This is a genomic window from Sphingobium fuliginis (assembly GCF_015074805.1).
Classification (GTDB): Bacteria; Pseudomonadota; Alphaproteobacteria; order Sphingomonadales; family Sphingomonadaceae; genus Sphingobium; species Sphingobium fuliginis.
The window spans coordinates 1,964,738-1,978,025 of sequence record NZ_CP060035.1 but is presented as its reverse complement, the minus strand read 5'-3'; the positions used below and the strand labels follow the sequence as shown (position 1 = coordinate 1,978,025).

The following is a 13,288-nucleotide window of genomic DNA, read 5'->3' as shown; positions in this document are numbered from 1 at the left end:
ATGAGCCGTTAACCTGGATCAGGCTTTCCAAACCTTGTCGATGGCATCGCAGAAGGCCTTCATCTCATCGGCCGAGCCGACGGAGACGCGCGACACGTTGGGCCAGATCGGCCAGTTGCGCCCGATCTGCACCTTTTCCGCAAGGATGGCAGCCTGCATGGCCTTGGCCGGCTTTCCCCAGTCGACCATGAACATATTGGCCTGGCTGCCGGGGATGACCTTGATCCCCTTCTTCCTGAGGTGCGCGATGGCCATTTCGCGATTGGCGACCATTTCCGCGCGGCGGGCCTTGATGAGGTCGGCCTGCGCCACCGACACGGTCCCGCAGGCGACGGCGGTCATCGGCAGCATCGCGGTCACCTGCCCGCCGTCATAGCGCATCATCTTTTCCATGATCGCGGGGCTGGCGAAGGTGAGACCCAGCCGCATGCCCGCCATGCCGAACAGCTTGGAGAAGGTGCGCAGGATCAGCACGTCGTCGCGGCTGGCCGCCATCTTCGCGGCGTTCGGACCATCGAACCAGTGGATATAGGCTTCGTCGACGACCAGGATCGCGTCCTTCGGCTTGTTGTCGGCCAGCCACTGGATGTCGGCCAGCGGGGTCATCGTGCCGGTCGGATTGTTGGGCGAGCAGATATAATAGACACCCGCATTGGGATCGGCCGCCAGCATCGCCTTCACGTCATGGGCATAATCCTTGGTGAGCGGCACCTTCGTCACCTTCGCGCCCAGCCAGTCGCCGGTGCGCCAGATCGCCTCATAGGCAGGGTTGCCGGTGACGATGCCGCGCGTCGGCGATGCATAGGCGACGGCGACGCGGCTCAGCGGATCGCTGGAGCCCGGCCAGGCGGTGATGCGGTCGGCCGGGATGCCCTCCACGGCGGCGACGGCGGCGAACAGCTTCGCATGTTCGTCATTCGGTTCGTAGCGATTGCCTTCCTGCACCAGCTTGAACGCGGCTTCGGCGGCGACGGGGAAGGGGCCGGTCCAGCATTCATTGGCGCCGATGCGCACCGCGCCTTCCACCGGCTTCGCCGCCTGCTGCGCCATGGCGCCGGTGACGCGCAGGGCGGCCGCGCCCGCGCCCAGCAAGGCCGCGACCTTGCCCATCTGGCGGCGGGAATAGCCGCGGTCGATCAGATCCTGTTCGAAGGCTTTCGTATCGATTTCTGCCATATGCTCGTCTCCCTGACTCGCTGACTTTCGAGATTTTAAGGCTGTAAACGAAAGCCTCGTCCATTTCCGCCATATCCATAGACGGAAAATCCGCTGGAACCGCGCATATTCGCCTTGGAAAGCGGACGCGCGATCTGTTAGCGCTTGGCACATGCCCAGCACGCCCGCCGCCGCCGCCCGCCAGATCCTCATCCGCCTGCAGGAAGTCATGGCCGCGCGCACCAGCGCGCAGGCGAAGCTGAACAAGGTGGTGGAGATCATCGGGGAATCGCTGTCGAGCGAGGTCTGCTCCATCTATCTGGTGCGCGAAGGGCTGCTGGAACTGTTCGCGACGCGGGGCTTGAAGCAGGAGGCCGTGCACGTCACCCGCATGGCGATGGGCGAGGGTCTGGTCGGCATGATCGCCACCAATGTCGAGACGCTCAACCTGGACGAGGCGGCCTCGCACCCCGATTACAGCTATCGCCCGGAAACGGGGGAGGAACTGTTCCACAGCTTCGCCGGCGTGCCGATCGTGCGGCGGGAGCGCGCCATCGGCGTGCTCTGCGTCCAGCATGTCGAGCCGCGCCGTTATGAGGAGGTGGAGATCGAGGCGCTCCAGACCGTGGCGATGGTGTTGTCCGAACTGATCGCCAATGCCGAACTGGCCGACGATGGCCCGACGGACTCGCGCGTGCAGGATACGGGCACGTCGGTCCTGCACGGGTTGCAGCTTGTCATGGGCATGGCGCGCGGCCATGCGGTGTTCCACCAGCCGCGCGTGCATATCGAACATACCGTCGCCGAGGATACGGAGGCCGAGCGGCAGCGCGTGATTTCCGCCTTCACCAAGATGCGCGAGCAGATCGACCGGATGACCGGCACGGCCGAGTTCGGCACGGAGGGCGAGCATCAGGAGGTGCTCGAAACCTACAAGATGTTCGCCTATGACGAGGGTTGGATCAGGCGGATCAACGAGGCGATCGACAGTGGCCTGACCGCGGAGGCCGCCATCGAGCGCGTGCAGCAGCGCACCCGGATGCGCATGCGCCAGATCGACGACCCGCTGCTTCAGGACCGGATGCACGATCTGGAGGATATGGCGAACCGGCTGCTGCGCATCGTGTCGGGGCAGTTGGGAACGGCGGCGCAACTGGGATTGCGGCAGGACGCCATATTGATCGCGCGCAACCTGGGACCGGCGGAGCTGCTGGAATATGACCGGCGGCGCCTGAAGGGCGTGATCCTGGAGGAAGGGTCGCTGACCGCCCATGTCACCATCGTGGCCCGGGCCATGGGCGTGCCGGTGCTGGGCCGCGTGCGCGACATCCGCCATCAGGTGAACGAGGGCGACCTGATCCTGATGGATGTGGGCGCCAACGCCCTGCTGATCCGCCCGACGCCCGACATGGACGAGGCGTTCGAGAACAAGCTGCATGTAACGCAGAAGCGCCGGGCCGAATTCGCGGCGATGCGCGACCTGCCCTCCGTCACCGTCGACGGCCAGCGGATCGAACTGATGGTCAATGCCGGGCTGCGTGAGGATGCGCAGGCGCTGGACATCGTGGGGGCGGACGGCATCGGGCTCTTCCGCACCGAATTCCAGTTCCTCGTCTCCGCCACTTTGCCGCAGCGGGAAAAGCAGCAGCGGCTTTATCGAGACGTCCTCGATGCTGCGGGCGACCGGCCGGTGATCTTCCGCACTGTCGACATCGGCGGCGACAAGGCGTTGCCCTACATGTCCCGCGACGATGAGGAGGAGTTGGAGGACAATCCGGCCATGGGCTGGCGCGCCTTGCGGCTGGCGCTGGACCGCGACGGCCTGATGAAGGCGCAGGCCCGCGCGCTGCTGGAGGCGGCGGCGGGCAAGGTGCTGCACGTCATGTTCCCGATGGTGTCGGAGCCCTGGGAATATGAGCAGGCGAAGGCGCTCGTCGAACATCAGCGCGAATGGCTGGTGGCGCAGAAGAAGAAGCTGCCGGTCGCGGTGCGCTATGGCGCGATGCTGGAGGTGCCCGCGCTGGCGGAGGTGCTGGACCTCCTGCTGCCCAGGCTCGATTTCCTCTCCATCGGCACCAACGACCTGACGCAGTTCCTGTTCGCCGCCGACCGTGCGCATCCGCGCCTGGCGGAGCGCTACGACTGGCTGAGCATCGCGATATTGCGATTCCTGGACCGCGTGGTGCGCGCCTGTGAAACCTATGAGGTGCCGGTCGGCGTCTGCGGCGAAATGGGCGGGCGCACGCTGGAGGCGATGGCGCTGATCGGCCTTGGCGTGCGGCGCCTGTCGATCACCCCGGCATCGGTCGGTCCGGTGAAGGCGATGATCCGGACCATCGATGCTGCGGAACTGCGCCGGTTCATGCGCGATCTGCTGGACAAGGGCGTGACGGATATTCGTTCGGCGCTGGTCGACTGGGCCGGCGAACATGCTATTGAATTGAATTAATGGGGATCGCGGCGATGCATCCCGCCTTTCCGGGGCGGCGCGGCGTTGACAATCCCCGTCCCGCAATGAGACAAGGCCAGCCTTCAAAAGTCGCGGAGCAGCATGGCAGAAGAACCTGAACTGGAACCCGGCGTCGCGGCGCCGGAACGGCAGCCCAATACTCCGGGGGCGCGCCTGCGCGCCGCGCGGGAGGCGCAAGGACTGTCGATACAGGATGTCGCCACGCGGACGCGCATCGCCCAGCGGCAGTTGGAGGCGATAGAGCGCGACGATTATGCCGCCCTGCCCGGCATTCCCTATGCGGTGGGCTTTGCCCGCGCCTATGCCCGCGCCATCGATGTGGACGAGGTGGCGATCGCCGCCGACGTGCGCAACGCGGTGCATAATTCCGACCTTGGCAGCAATCGCTATGAGGCGTTCGAACCGGCCGATCCGGCGCGGGTTCCATCGCGGGCCCTGGCCTGGACGGCGGCGGCCATCGTCGTGATCCTGGTCGCCGGTTTCGCCGTCTGGCGCACGCAGGTGATGACGCCGCCGACAGGCGAGGAGATCGCCGCGCAGCAAAGTGCCCCCGCGCCCGCGACCGCGAAGCCGGCAGCAGGCGCTCGCCCGGCGCCGCCGGTGGTGCAGACCGTGCTGTTCACCGCCAATGACGATGTCTGGCTGCGCATTTATGACGAGGCGGGAGAGAGGCTGAAGGACGGGCTGATGAAGAAGGGGGAAAGCTTCACCCTTCCCGCCAATGCCCGCAATCCGATGATCCTGACAGGCCGGCCGCAGGCGCTGACCGTGACGGTTGGCGGCAAGCCGATTGCGCCGCTGGGGCCGCCGGACCGGACCATCGCCGATGTGCCGGTCAATGCGGAGGCGCTGCTGGCGCGGGCGGCGCCTGCCGCGGCGCAGGGTCAGGGCCAGGGTCAGGCGGCTCCGGCCTCCACGGCCCCGGTTCCCACGGGTCCGGCCGCCCCGGTGCCCGCCGCACCTGCGCCCGCTGCGGCCGACTGATCCGTTCAGGGGCGATTCAGCGGAATTTGGCGCAAAGTCGCGCTTTACCGGGCGGATTATCGCCCTATGGTTAACACCGGATATAAGTCGGGGATCATCCATGCGTAACGCTTTTTTCGCGACGGCTGCACTGGCGCTCATTGCGCTCGCGCCGCCGCTCGCGGCCCAGAATGTCAGCGTCGATGTTCGGGTCGACCGTCTGGAAAAGGAAATGCGCGCGGTCCAGCGCAAGGTGTTCCCGGCCGGCGCGCCGCTGGAGGCGGAGATCACGCGTCCCGCCGCGCCGGCCGTGGTGCCGGGATCGCCTGCCTCCACGCCGGTGGCGGATCTGACGGCGCGGGTGAATGCGCTGGAATCGCAACTGGCCTCGATCACCGGGCAGGTGGAGGAAAACAGCTTCAAGCTGAAGCAGTTGGAAGAGGCGTTCAACCGCTACAAGGCGGAACAGGAAAGCCGTGCCGCGCCCGCGGTCGTGCCGCCGGCGGTCGGCCCCTCCGCCTCGGCCGCTCCGGCCTCCACCGCCGCATCGGCGCGGCCAGGTGCGCCGCGCCCGGCCGCCAATGGTGCGAGCGAGGAACGAAAGACCGCCGTCGCCGCGATCGAGCGGCCCTCGACGGGTAATGAGGCCGACGACGCCTACACCTATGGCTTCCGCCTGTGGGACGCGAAATTCTATCCGGAGGCGCAGGCGCAGCTGAAGGCGACCGTGGATAAATATGGCGCCAGTCCCGTCGCCAGCAAGGCGGCGAACCTGCTGGGCCGCGCCTATCTGGACGACGGCAAGCCGGCGCTGGCGTCAGTCGCCTTCTATGAAAATTACCAGAAGCGGCCCAAGGGCGACCGTGCGGCCGACAGCCTGGCCTATCTGGGCGAGGCGCTGATCCAGCTCAAGAAGCCCGCCGACGCCTGCAAGGTCTATGCGGAACTGGAGCAGGTCTACGGCGCCAGCCTGTCGAACGGCCTGCGCGGCATGATGGACAAGGGCCGGACCAGGGCCAAGTGCACCGCCTGAAGTCCCCATGGCCGAGGGCGATCCCGTCGCGGAACTGAGCCGGGCGATGATGGCGCTGGTCGGGGATGCCGCCGGCGCTCGTTTCGGCGTGGCGGTTTCCGGCGGGCCTGACAGCATGGCGCTGCTCGACCTCGCCGCGCGCGCCTTTCCGGCGCGTGTCGAGGCGGCCACGGTCGATCATGGCTTGCGCGAGGCTTCGGCAGCGGAGGCGGCGATGGTGGCGGACTGGTGCGCAGGCGCCGGGATCGCGCATGCCACCCTGCATCCCACCGGCGCGGTTCGCGGCAATGTTCAGAGCTGGGCGAGAGCGCAACGGTACAGGCTGCTGGAAGGCTGGCGGGCAGCGCGGGGGCTGGATTGGCTGCTGACGGCGCATCATGCGGACGATCAGTTGGAAACGCTGCTGATGCGGCTCAACCGGGGCGCGGGCGTGGGCGGGCTGGCCGGCGTGCGGGCGCGGCAGGGCGTGGTGCTGCGCCCGCTGCTGGGCGTGCGCAAGGCCGACTTGCTCGCCTATGCGCTGGAACGCGGCCTGCCCCATGTCGACGATCCGTCGAACAGCGATGCGCGCTTCGACCGGGCTGCCCTGCGCATGGCGCTGGCCGGTGTCGACTGGATCGACGCCGCGGCGGCGGGACGCAGCGCGGCGGCTCTGGCCGAGGCGGAGGAGGCGCTGGACTGGACGGTCGACGATCTGGAAGCGCGCCATGTGCACGCGGGTGGAGGCGGGCTGACGCTGGACCGGACCGACCTGCCCCGCGAATTGTTGCGCCGCCTGATCCTCCGCATGATCGCGCGATTGCAGCCGGATGCCGCCCCGCCACGCGGGGAAGCGGTGGACAGGCTGGTCGCGGCGGCGCGCCGGGGCGAGAAGATGAGCATCGGTCGCCTCATCCTGAAGGGCGGGGCCTGCTGGACTCTGACGCTGGCGCCCCAGCGACGCTGGCAATGATCGTTACGGAAAGGTTCCACGGCTTGGCGCATCCGTCGAACAATCCGTCGATTTGATCGGGCGCAATGACCTTTCCTTAACGCCTATGTTGGTTAATGAAGCCAGTTGAGCGTGGGAATTTTCGATTCATGTTTGAATTTGCGGCGGTGACCTATGGCCTGCTGGCCAGCGTCATTCTTTCGGCGGCGCAGCGTAATCACCGGATGGAGCGACCCCATCCGCCGATGCTGCTCTATACCGGCTATATGCTTTGCGGTCTGTCGGCGGGGGTCGCGGTAATCCTGGCCTATATCGCCCTGTCGCAATTTATCGGCGGCTGACCTTAGCAGGCGCGCGCTTGCGATTTTGCTGCGGCATCCTATCTTGCCGGGTGAAAGAGAGTGGTGAATGAACGACGAGAAGGACCCGCAGGGTAATCCCTGGATCAAGAGCGCGATGATATGGGCGGGGGTGATTGTCGCCCTGTTGCTGTTCGTCTCCATGTTCGACAGCCGCACGGCGTCGACCGCCGGGACCGGCATCGCCTATTCCGAATTCCGCGCCAAGGTGCAGGAAGGCCAGGTCAAGGATGTCGCCATCGCCACCGACCGGATTTCCGGCACGCTGAGCAGTGGTCAGAAATTCAGCACTGTCCCGGTGAACGACCCTGGCCTGACCGGCCTGCTGGACGACTATAATGTCAAATATTCCGGCCAGGCGGAGGAACAGCCGAGCTTCTGGATGATCCTGATCTACCAGTCGTTGCCGTTCCTGCTGATCCTGGGCATCGCCTTCTTCGTGCTGCGCCAGATGCAGAAGGGCGGCGGCGCGGGCGGGGCCATGGGCTTCGGCAAGTCGAAGGCCAAGCTGCTGACCGAAAAGCATGGCAAGGTGACGTTCGATGACGTCGCCGGCATCGACGAAGCGCGTGAGGAATTGCAGGAAATCGTCGAGTTCCTGAAGGACCCGAGCAAGTTCGCGCGGCTGGGCGGCAAGATTCCCAAGGGCGCCTTGCTGGTCGGCTCGCCGGGTACAGGCAAGACGCTGCTGGCCCGCGCGATCGCGGGTGAGGCGGGCGTGCCTTTCTTCACCATTTCGGGTTCGGATTTCGTCGAGATGTTCGTCGGCGTGGGCGCGAGTCGCGTCCGCGACATGTTCGAGCAGGCGAAGAAGAATGCGCCCTGCATCGTCTTCATCGACGAAATCGATGCGGTCGGCCGCCATCGCGGCGCGGGCCTCGGCAACGGCAATGACGAGCGCGAGCAGACGCTGAACCAGCTTCTGGTGGAGATGGACGGCTTCGAGGCGAATGAGGGCATCATCATCGTCGCGGCGACCAACCGTCCCGACGTGCTGGACCCCGCGCTGCTGCGTCCGGGCCGTTTCGACCGGCAGGTCGTGGTGCCGCGTCCCGACATCGAGGGGCGCGAGAAGATTCTGGCCGTGCACATGAAGAAGGTGCCGCTGGCGCCGGACGTCAATCCGCGCACGATCGCGCGGGGCACGCCGGGCTTCTCCGGCGCCGATCTGGCGAACCTCGTCAACGAAGCCGCCTTGATGGCTGCCCGCCGCGGCAAGCGTCTGGTCGCCATGGACGAGTTCGAGGCGGCCAAGGACAAGGTCATGATGGGCAGCGAGCGCCGCTCCATGGTGATGACCGACGATGAGAAGAAGATGACCGCCTATCATGAGGCGGGCCATGCCATCGTCGCTGTCCATGAACCGGCCTCGGACCCCATTCACAAGGCGACGATCATTCCGCGCGGCCGCGCGTTGGGTATGGTGATGCGCCTGCCGGAGCGGGACAGCTACAGCTATCACCGCGACAAGATGCACGCGAACATGGCCGTCGCCATGGGCGGCCGCGTGGCTGAGGAGATCATCTTCGGCTATGACAAGGTGTCGTCGGGCGCTTCGGGCGACATTCAATATGCCACCAAGCTCGCGCGCGACATGGTTACGCAATGGGGCATGTCCGACAAGCTCGGCCCCCTGCAATATGAAGAGCAGCAGGGCGAGACATTCCTCGGTTATTCGCAAAGCCAGCGCGTCCATATGTCGGACGAGACGGCCAAGCTGATCGACAAGGAAATCCGCGGGCTGGTCGAGCAGGGCTATGCGCGGGCGCAGGAAATCCTGAAGGGTCATGAGGACCAGCTTCACCTGCTCGCCAATGCGATGCTCGAATATGAGACGCTGAGCGGCGAGGAGATCAAGACGCTGCTCGACAAGGGCGAGATCACCCGTGACGACGGCACGACGATCAAGCCGTCCGCGATCCCGGCGGCTGGGTCTTCGATCCCGAAGACGCGCCGGCGCAAGGGGCCGTTCGGTGATCCGTCGCCTGCGGGCGCCTGACCGGGTTTATGGATTGAGAAAGGGCGCTGCCGGGAGGTGGCGCCCTTTTTCATGGATTGCGGGGCGGGGTGGCTTTTGGCCAGGCCAAGACATTCCCCCTCCCGCCTGCGGGAGGGGGAATGAGGGGCTTCAGCCTCATTCCCGTTTCAATATGTGCATCGCCAGCACCGTCATGGCTTCGCTGGCGGTGGCGATCACCTGGTCGGCCTGGGGCGCCCAGAAGGGACTGTGCAGCGACGGCAGGCTGACCTCACCGGCCTTCGCCTTCGCCATCTGGTCGGCCGGCACGCCGCCGACCCAGAAGATGAAGCTTTCGATGCTCTTGTCGGCGCGGTAATAGCGGCCGAAATCCTCTCCCGCCATGGAGGGTCTGGTTTCGCTGACGGTGCCCTCGGGGAAATGGGCCTTCAGCACGTCCGCCATCCGGTTGGCGAAGGCGGGCGGATTGTAGGTGGAGGGCGTGAATTCGTCCTTTACGGAGATCACCGGCATCCTGTCGTCCGGCACGCCCGCCGCAATGGCTTCCCCGCGGGCGACGCGTTCTATGCCCCGGATCAGCTTTTCCCGCGTTTCATCGGAATAGCTGCGCACGGTGAGCAGCATCTTCGCGTCGTCGGGAATGACATTATGCTTGGCGCCGCCCATGAAGCTGCCGACGGTGACGACGGCCGGATCGAACGGGTCCTGTTCCCGGCTGACCAGCGTTTGCAGCGAGTTCACGATCCGCGCGCCGATCACGATCGGGTCGCGTGTCGTCTGCGGATAGGCGCCATGGCCGCCCACGCCCCGCACCAAAAGGTCGACGCTGTCCACATTGGCGAGTGCGAAGCCCGGCGTATAGCCGATCTTCCCCGCCTCCAGATTGGCGGCGTCGTGGAAGGCGATGGCATGGGTCGGGCGCGGGAAGCGGGTGTAGAGCCCATCCTCCAGCATCAGCCGCGCGCCACGGCCCACTTCCTCGGCCGGCTGAAGGATCATCACCAGCGTGCCCTTCCATTCCTCCTTCATCGTGGAGAGGAGCCGCGCGGTTTCGATGAAGGCGGTCATGTGCGTGTCATGGCCGCAGGCGTGCATCACGCCGGTTTCAGAGCCGTCGGCGGTCTTGGCCTTCACCCTGGAGGCGAATTCCAGCCCCGTCTGCTCGGTCACGGGCAGTCCGTCCATGTCCGCGCGGATCAGCAGCACCGGGCCGGAGCCGTTCTTCAGTACCGCGACCACGCCCGTTCCACCGACCTTTTCGGTGACGGTGAATTTCATCGCCTTCAACCGCCGGGCGAGCTTGGCGGCGGTGGCGCTTTCCTGTTCGGACAGTTCGGGATTGGCATGCAGGTCGCGATAGAGGGTCATCAGCCCATCCATGTCCTTCGCGATGGTCGCTGCGATGGCATTGGGCGGCGTCGCGGGCGTCGCCCCATTCACAGGCGCGCCAGGGGACTGGGCATGGGCAATGGAGATAAGGCTGGCGGCGGCCATGACGGCCGTCAACGCATGACGCATCGATGGGTCTCCCTGATGGAAGAAGCAACCATAAGCGGATTTGCCGCGCCTTTTAAGGGGCTTCGGCTGTCCAGCCTGTTTCCCCAAAGCAAAAGCGCCCGCCGTTGCCGACGGGCGCTCCTGCCGATGCCATGGGAGGGATCAGAAGTGGAAGATCACGCCAGCCGTGGGCCGGAAGCTGTCGAAATCATAGGTTTCGGTCTGGAAGCGCAGACGGATGCCGCTATTGCCCGTGACGCCGCCCAGACCGATGTCCTTCGGGCCGACCTCGACGCCCAGGCCGTACATCCAGTCCTTGCGGTCCGGCCAGCCGCCCTTGCCGTTGACCCACTGATAGCCGGCCGACGCGAAGATCATGCCGCTTTCACCAGCCCGCGCGCCGAAACGGCCCTTCACCCCATATTCCCAGTCAATGTCGCTGAAACCCTTGGTCGCATTGCCCTCGACGCCCACGAAGACGGGACCGAGCGGCACGTTGACGCCCGCGACGCCGCTGATGATCGCGCCGTTCATGATCGTCTCGCCGGGCACGCTGCCGAATTCGGTGCCACGGTCGAAGGTGTGATAGCCGCCCAATATACCGACATAGGGTTCGACGCCGAAGGCCTGGGTGCCGTCGGGCGCCGTTTCCTCCTGCGCCGACGCGACGGAAGGCAGCGCCGCAACAAGTGCGGCCGCAACGAGATATTTCTTCATGAGGAGTCCCTTTTCCAATTTCGCCGCATGGCGTGTCGGGGGATAACCTGCGCTGGTCGCATCAGGTTTCCTCAATGAAAACAAATCCTTCCCGCTGTCCCCAATATGACACAATCCATGTTAAGGAATTGCGCGCAGACGACTGGGATGGATATGGCTATTGCGCGGTCCAGCCGCCGTCGATGCTCATATTGGCGCCGGTGATGTTCGCGGCGGCATCGCTGCACAGATAAAGCGCCATGGACGCCACCTGATCGACCGTGACGAACTGTTTGGTCGGCTGCCCAGCCAGCAGCACGTCGTTCATCACCTGCTCCCGCGTCATGCCGCGCGCCTTCATCGTGTCGGGAATCTGGTTCTCCACCAGCGGCGTCCACACATAGCCGGGCGAAATGCAGTTCGCCGTGATGCCGAAGGTCGCCAGCTCCAGCGCCAGCGTCTTGGTGAAACCGGCCAGGCCATGCTTGGCCGTCACATAGGCGCTCTTATAGGGAGAGGCCGTCAGCGAATGCGCCGAAGCCGTCTGGATGATCCGTCCCCATTTCTTCTCCTTCATGAAGGGAATGGCGAGACGGGACGTGTGGAAGGCGCTGTTGAGGTTGAGCGCGATGATGAGGTTCCATTTGTCGACCGGGAAATCCTCGACCGGCGCCACATGCTGCACCCCTGCATTGTTGATGAGGATGTCGACGCCGCCGAATGCGTCGGCCGCCTCCTTCATCATCGCCTCGATCTGCTCGGTCCTGGTGAGGTCATGGCCGCTATAGAGCGCCTTCGCCCCGCTCAACGCCTCCAGCCCGGCGCGTTCCTTCTCGATCGCGTCCGCATCTCCGAAGCCGTTGATGACGACATTCGCGCCTTCCCCGGCCAGCGCCTTGGCATAGGCAAGGCCGATGCCGGAGGTCGATCCGGTGATGAGGGCGGTCTTGCCGGACAGGAATTGGCTGCTCATGCCTGCTTCTCCTTGAGATGGTCGGGGGCGTCGAGGTCGAAGGTGGAGCTTTTCCCGTTGACGATGTTGCGGGCGATGAGGTCGCCCTTGTGCATCACTTCCTCCACCGCGTCGCGGCCCTGCGCCCAGTGGTCGAGCATGGTGGAGCGGGAAAATTCGAAGTCGCGCGCTCCGCTTTCCCAAGCGCGGCTGCGGTAGATGAGGTGGACGATGTTGACCGAACCCACGTCCAGCAACTGGCGCAGCCGCTGTGCGTCCGCGTCCTCCTGCAATTCGGGCGGCAGTTTGTCGAGCAGGGCGCGGATCGCCTTATGCTCCTTGCGCAGCCGCAGATACTGGTCCGTCACCTGGCGGGTACGGCTGGAATATTGAATGTCCTTGGTCCGGGAATAGACATCGGTCATCTGCCGGGGCATCGGCCCTTCGGCGGGGAACAGGTCGACCTGGAACACCAGCATATCCTCGCTCTGATGGTCCAGCACATGGGCGAGCGGGGTGTTGGACACGATGCCGCCGTCCCAATACCAGCGCCCGTCGATCTCGATGGGCGGCAGGCCCGGTGGCAGAGCGCCCGACGCCATGATGTGGCGCGCGTCGATCCGGGTGTTGCCGCCCCGGCCGCGCGTATCCCAATAAGCGAAATTGCCGCTTTCCACATCCACCGCGCCCACCGACAGCCGCACCGGCCCGTCATTCAGCAGGTCCCAGTCGATGCAGGCGTCCAGCGTGTCCTTCAGCGGCGCACTGTCGTAGAAGCTGATCGCGCCGGCCGTCCCTTCCGGCATCAGCGGCGCGGGCCAGAGGCGCGGGCGGAACATGCCCGGCACGCCGAAGGTCGCGACCGTGCCCGCCGCCATCAGATGGGCGGCCTCCCGGATATGGTCGATTTCCGGCAGGACGACATTGGGCATGCCGCCGGAGACGGTCAGCCAGAATTTCTTGAGCCGGCTGAGGCGCTTGTGCGGCGGATTGCCGGCGATGATGGCGGCGTTGACCGCGCCGATCGAAATGCCCGCGACCCAACTGACGTCGATTCCCAACTCGTCCAGCCGCTGATAAACGCCCGCCTGGAAGGAGCCGAGCGCTCCGCCGCCCTGCAGCAACAGGGCGACTTCGCGGGGGAGGGGAAGCGGCATATTGGCGCGCCTGCGCGGCTGGGATTCGGTGTCGGCCATGTCGCAGCGCAATATAGAATAGTCTTCCGGCATTCCAACTGAATGTCTCGTTACATTC

General features: G+C 65.6%; 11 protein-coding genes. 6 read left to right on the top strand and 5 right to left on the bottom strand.

The window, feature by feature from the left end; genetic code table 11:
• Positions 1–18 precede the first annotated feature (18 nt).
• A complete protein-coding gene (locus tag H5V43_RS09510; RefSeq protein WP_025549721.1) occupies positions 19–1,176 on the bottom strand; it encodes a pyridoxal phosphate-dependent aminotransferase in 1,158 nt (385 codons plus the stop codon).
• Positions 1,177–1,327: 151 nt separating this feature from the next.
• Here H5V43_RS09510 and ptsP point away from each other — a divergent pair, with 151 nt between their 5' ends.
• From ptsP to ftsH, 6 genes are all read left to right on the top strand, one after another.
• Positions 1,328–3,604, top strand: a complete 2,277-nt coding sequence (gene ptsP / locus H5V43_RS09505) for a phosphoenolpyruvate--protein phosphotransferase (RefSeq protein ID WP_025549722.1) — start codon at positions 1,328–1,330, stop codon at positions 3,602–3,604.
• Between the two features lie 102 nt (positions 3,605–3,706).
• Positions 3,707–4,609: a helix-turn-helix domain-containing protein gene (locus tag H5V43_RS09500; RefSeq protein WP_025549723.1), complete on the top strand. Its 903-nt coding sequence runs from the start codon at positions 3,707–3,709 to the stop codon at positions 4,607–4,609.
• A gap of 100 nt (positions 4,610–4,709) precedes the next feature.
• On the top strand, positions 4,710–5,621 hold the full coding sequence (locus tag H5V43_RS09495) for a tol-pal system YbgF family protein (protein ID WP_099186028.1): 912 nt from the start codon (positions 4,710–4,712) through the stop codon (positions 5,619–5,621).
• Positions 5,622–5,628: 7 nt separating this feature from the next.
• Positions 5,629–6,573, top strand: coding sequence for a tRNA lysidine(34) synthetase TilS (tilS, locus tag H5V43_RS09490; RefSeq protein ID WP_099186027.1), 945 nt, complete (start codon positions 5,629–5,631; stop codon positions 6,571–6,573).
• Positions 6,574–6,701: 128 nt separating this feature from the next.
• Positions 6,702–6,893, top strand: coding sequence for a hypothetical protein (locus tag H5V43_RS09485; protein WP_025549725.1), 192 nt, complete (start codon positions 6,702–6,704; stop codon positions 6,891–6,893).
• Between the two features lie 67 nt (positions 6,894–6,960).
• Positions 6,961–8,910, top strand: a complete 1,950-nt coding sequence (gene ftsH, locus H5V43_RS09480; protein ID WP_025549726.1) for an ATP-dependent zinc metalloprotease FtsH — start codon at positions 6,961–6,963, stop codon at positions 8,908–8,910.
• Between the two features lie 135 nt (positions 8,911–9,045).
• Here ftsH and H5V43_RS09475 read toward each other — a convergent pair whose 3' ends face one another.
• The 4 genes from H5V43_RS09475 to H5V43_RS09460 all read right to left on the bottom strand — a co-directional run bounded on the left by H5V43_RS09475 (position 9,046) and on the right by H5V43_RS09460 (position 13,230).
• Positions 9,046–10,407, bottom strand: coding sequence for an amidohydrolase (locus H5V43_RS09475; RefSeq protein WP_025549727.1), 1,362 nt, complete (start codon positions 10,405–10,407; stop codon positions 9,046–9,048).
• A gap of 141 nt (positions 10,408–10,548) precedes the next feature.
• Complete coding sequence (locus tag H5V43_RS09470) at positions 10,549–11,103, bottom strand: hypothetical protein (protein ID WP_025549728.1); 555 nt, start codon at positions 11,101–11,103, stop codon at positions 10,549–10,551.
• Between the two features lie 157 nt (positions 11,104–11,260).
• On the bottom strand, positions 11,261–12,055 hold the full coding sequence (locus H5V43_RS09465) for a 3-hydroxybutyrate dehydrogenase (protein ID WP_025549729.1): 795 nt from the start codon (positions 12,053–12,055) through the stop codon (positions 11,261–11,263).
• On the bottom strand, positions 12,052–13,230 hold the full coding sequence (locus tag H5V43_RS09460) for a patatin-like phospholipase family protein (protein WP_044662741.1): 1,179 nt from the start codon (positions 13,228–13,230) through the stop codon (positions 12,052–12,054). The genes H5V43_RS09465 and H5V43_RS09460 overlap by 4 nt, the downstream gene beginning before the upstream one ends.
• Positions 13,231–13,288: the final 58 nt, after the last annotated feature.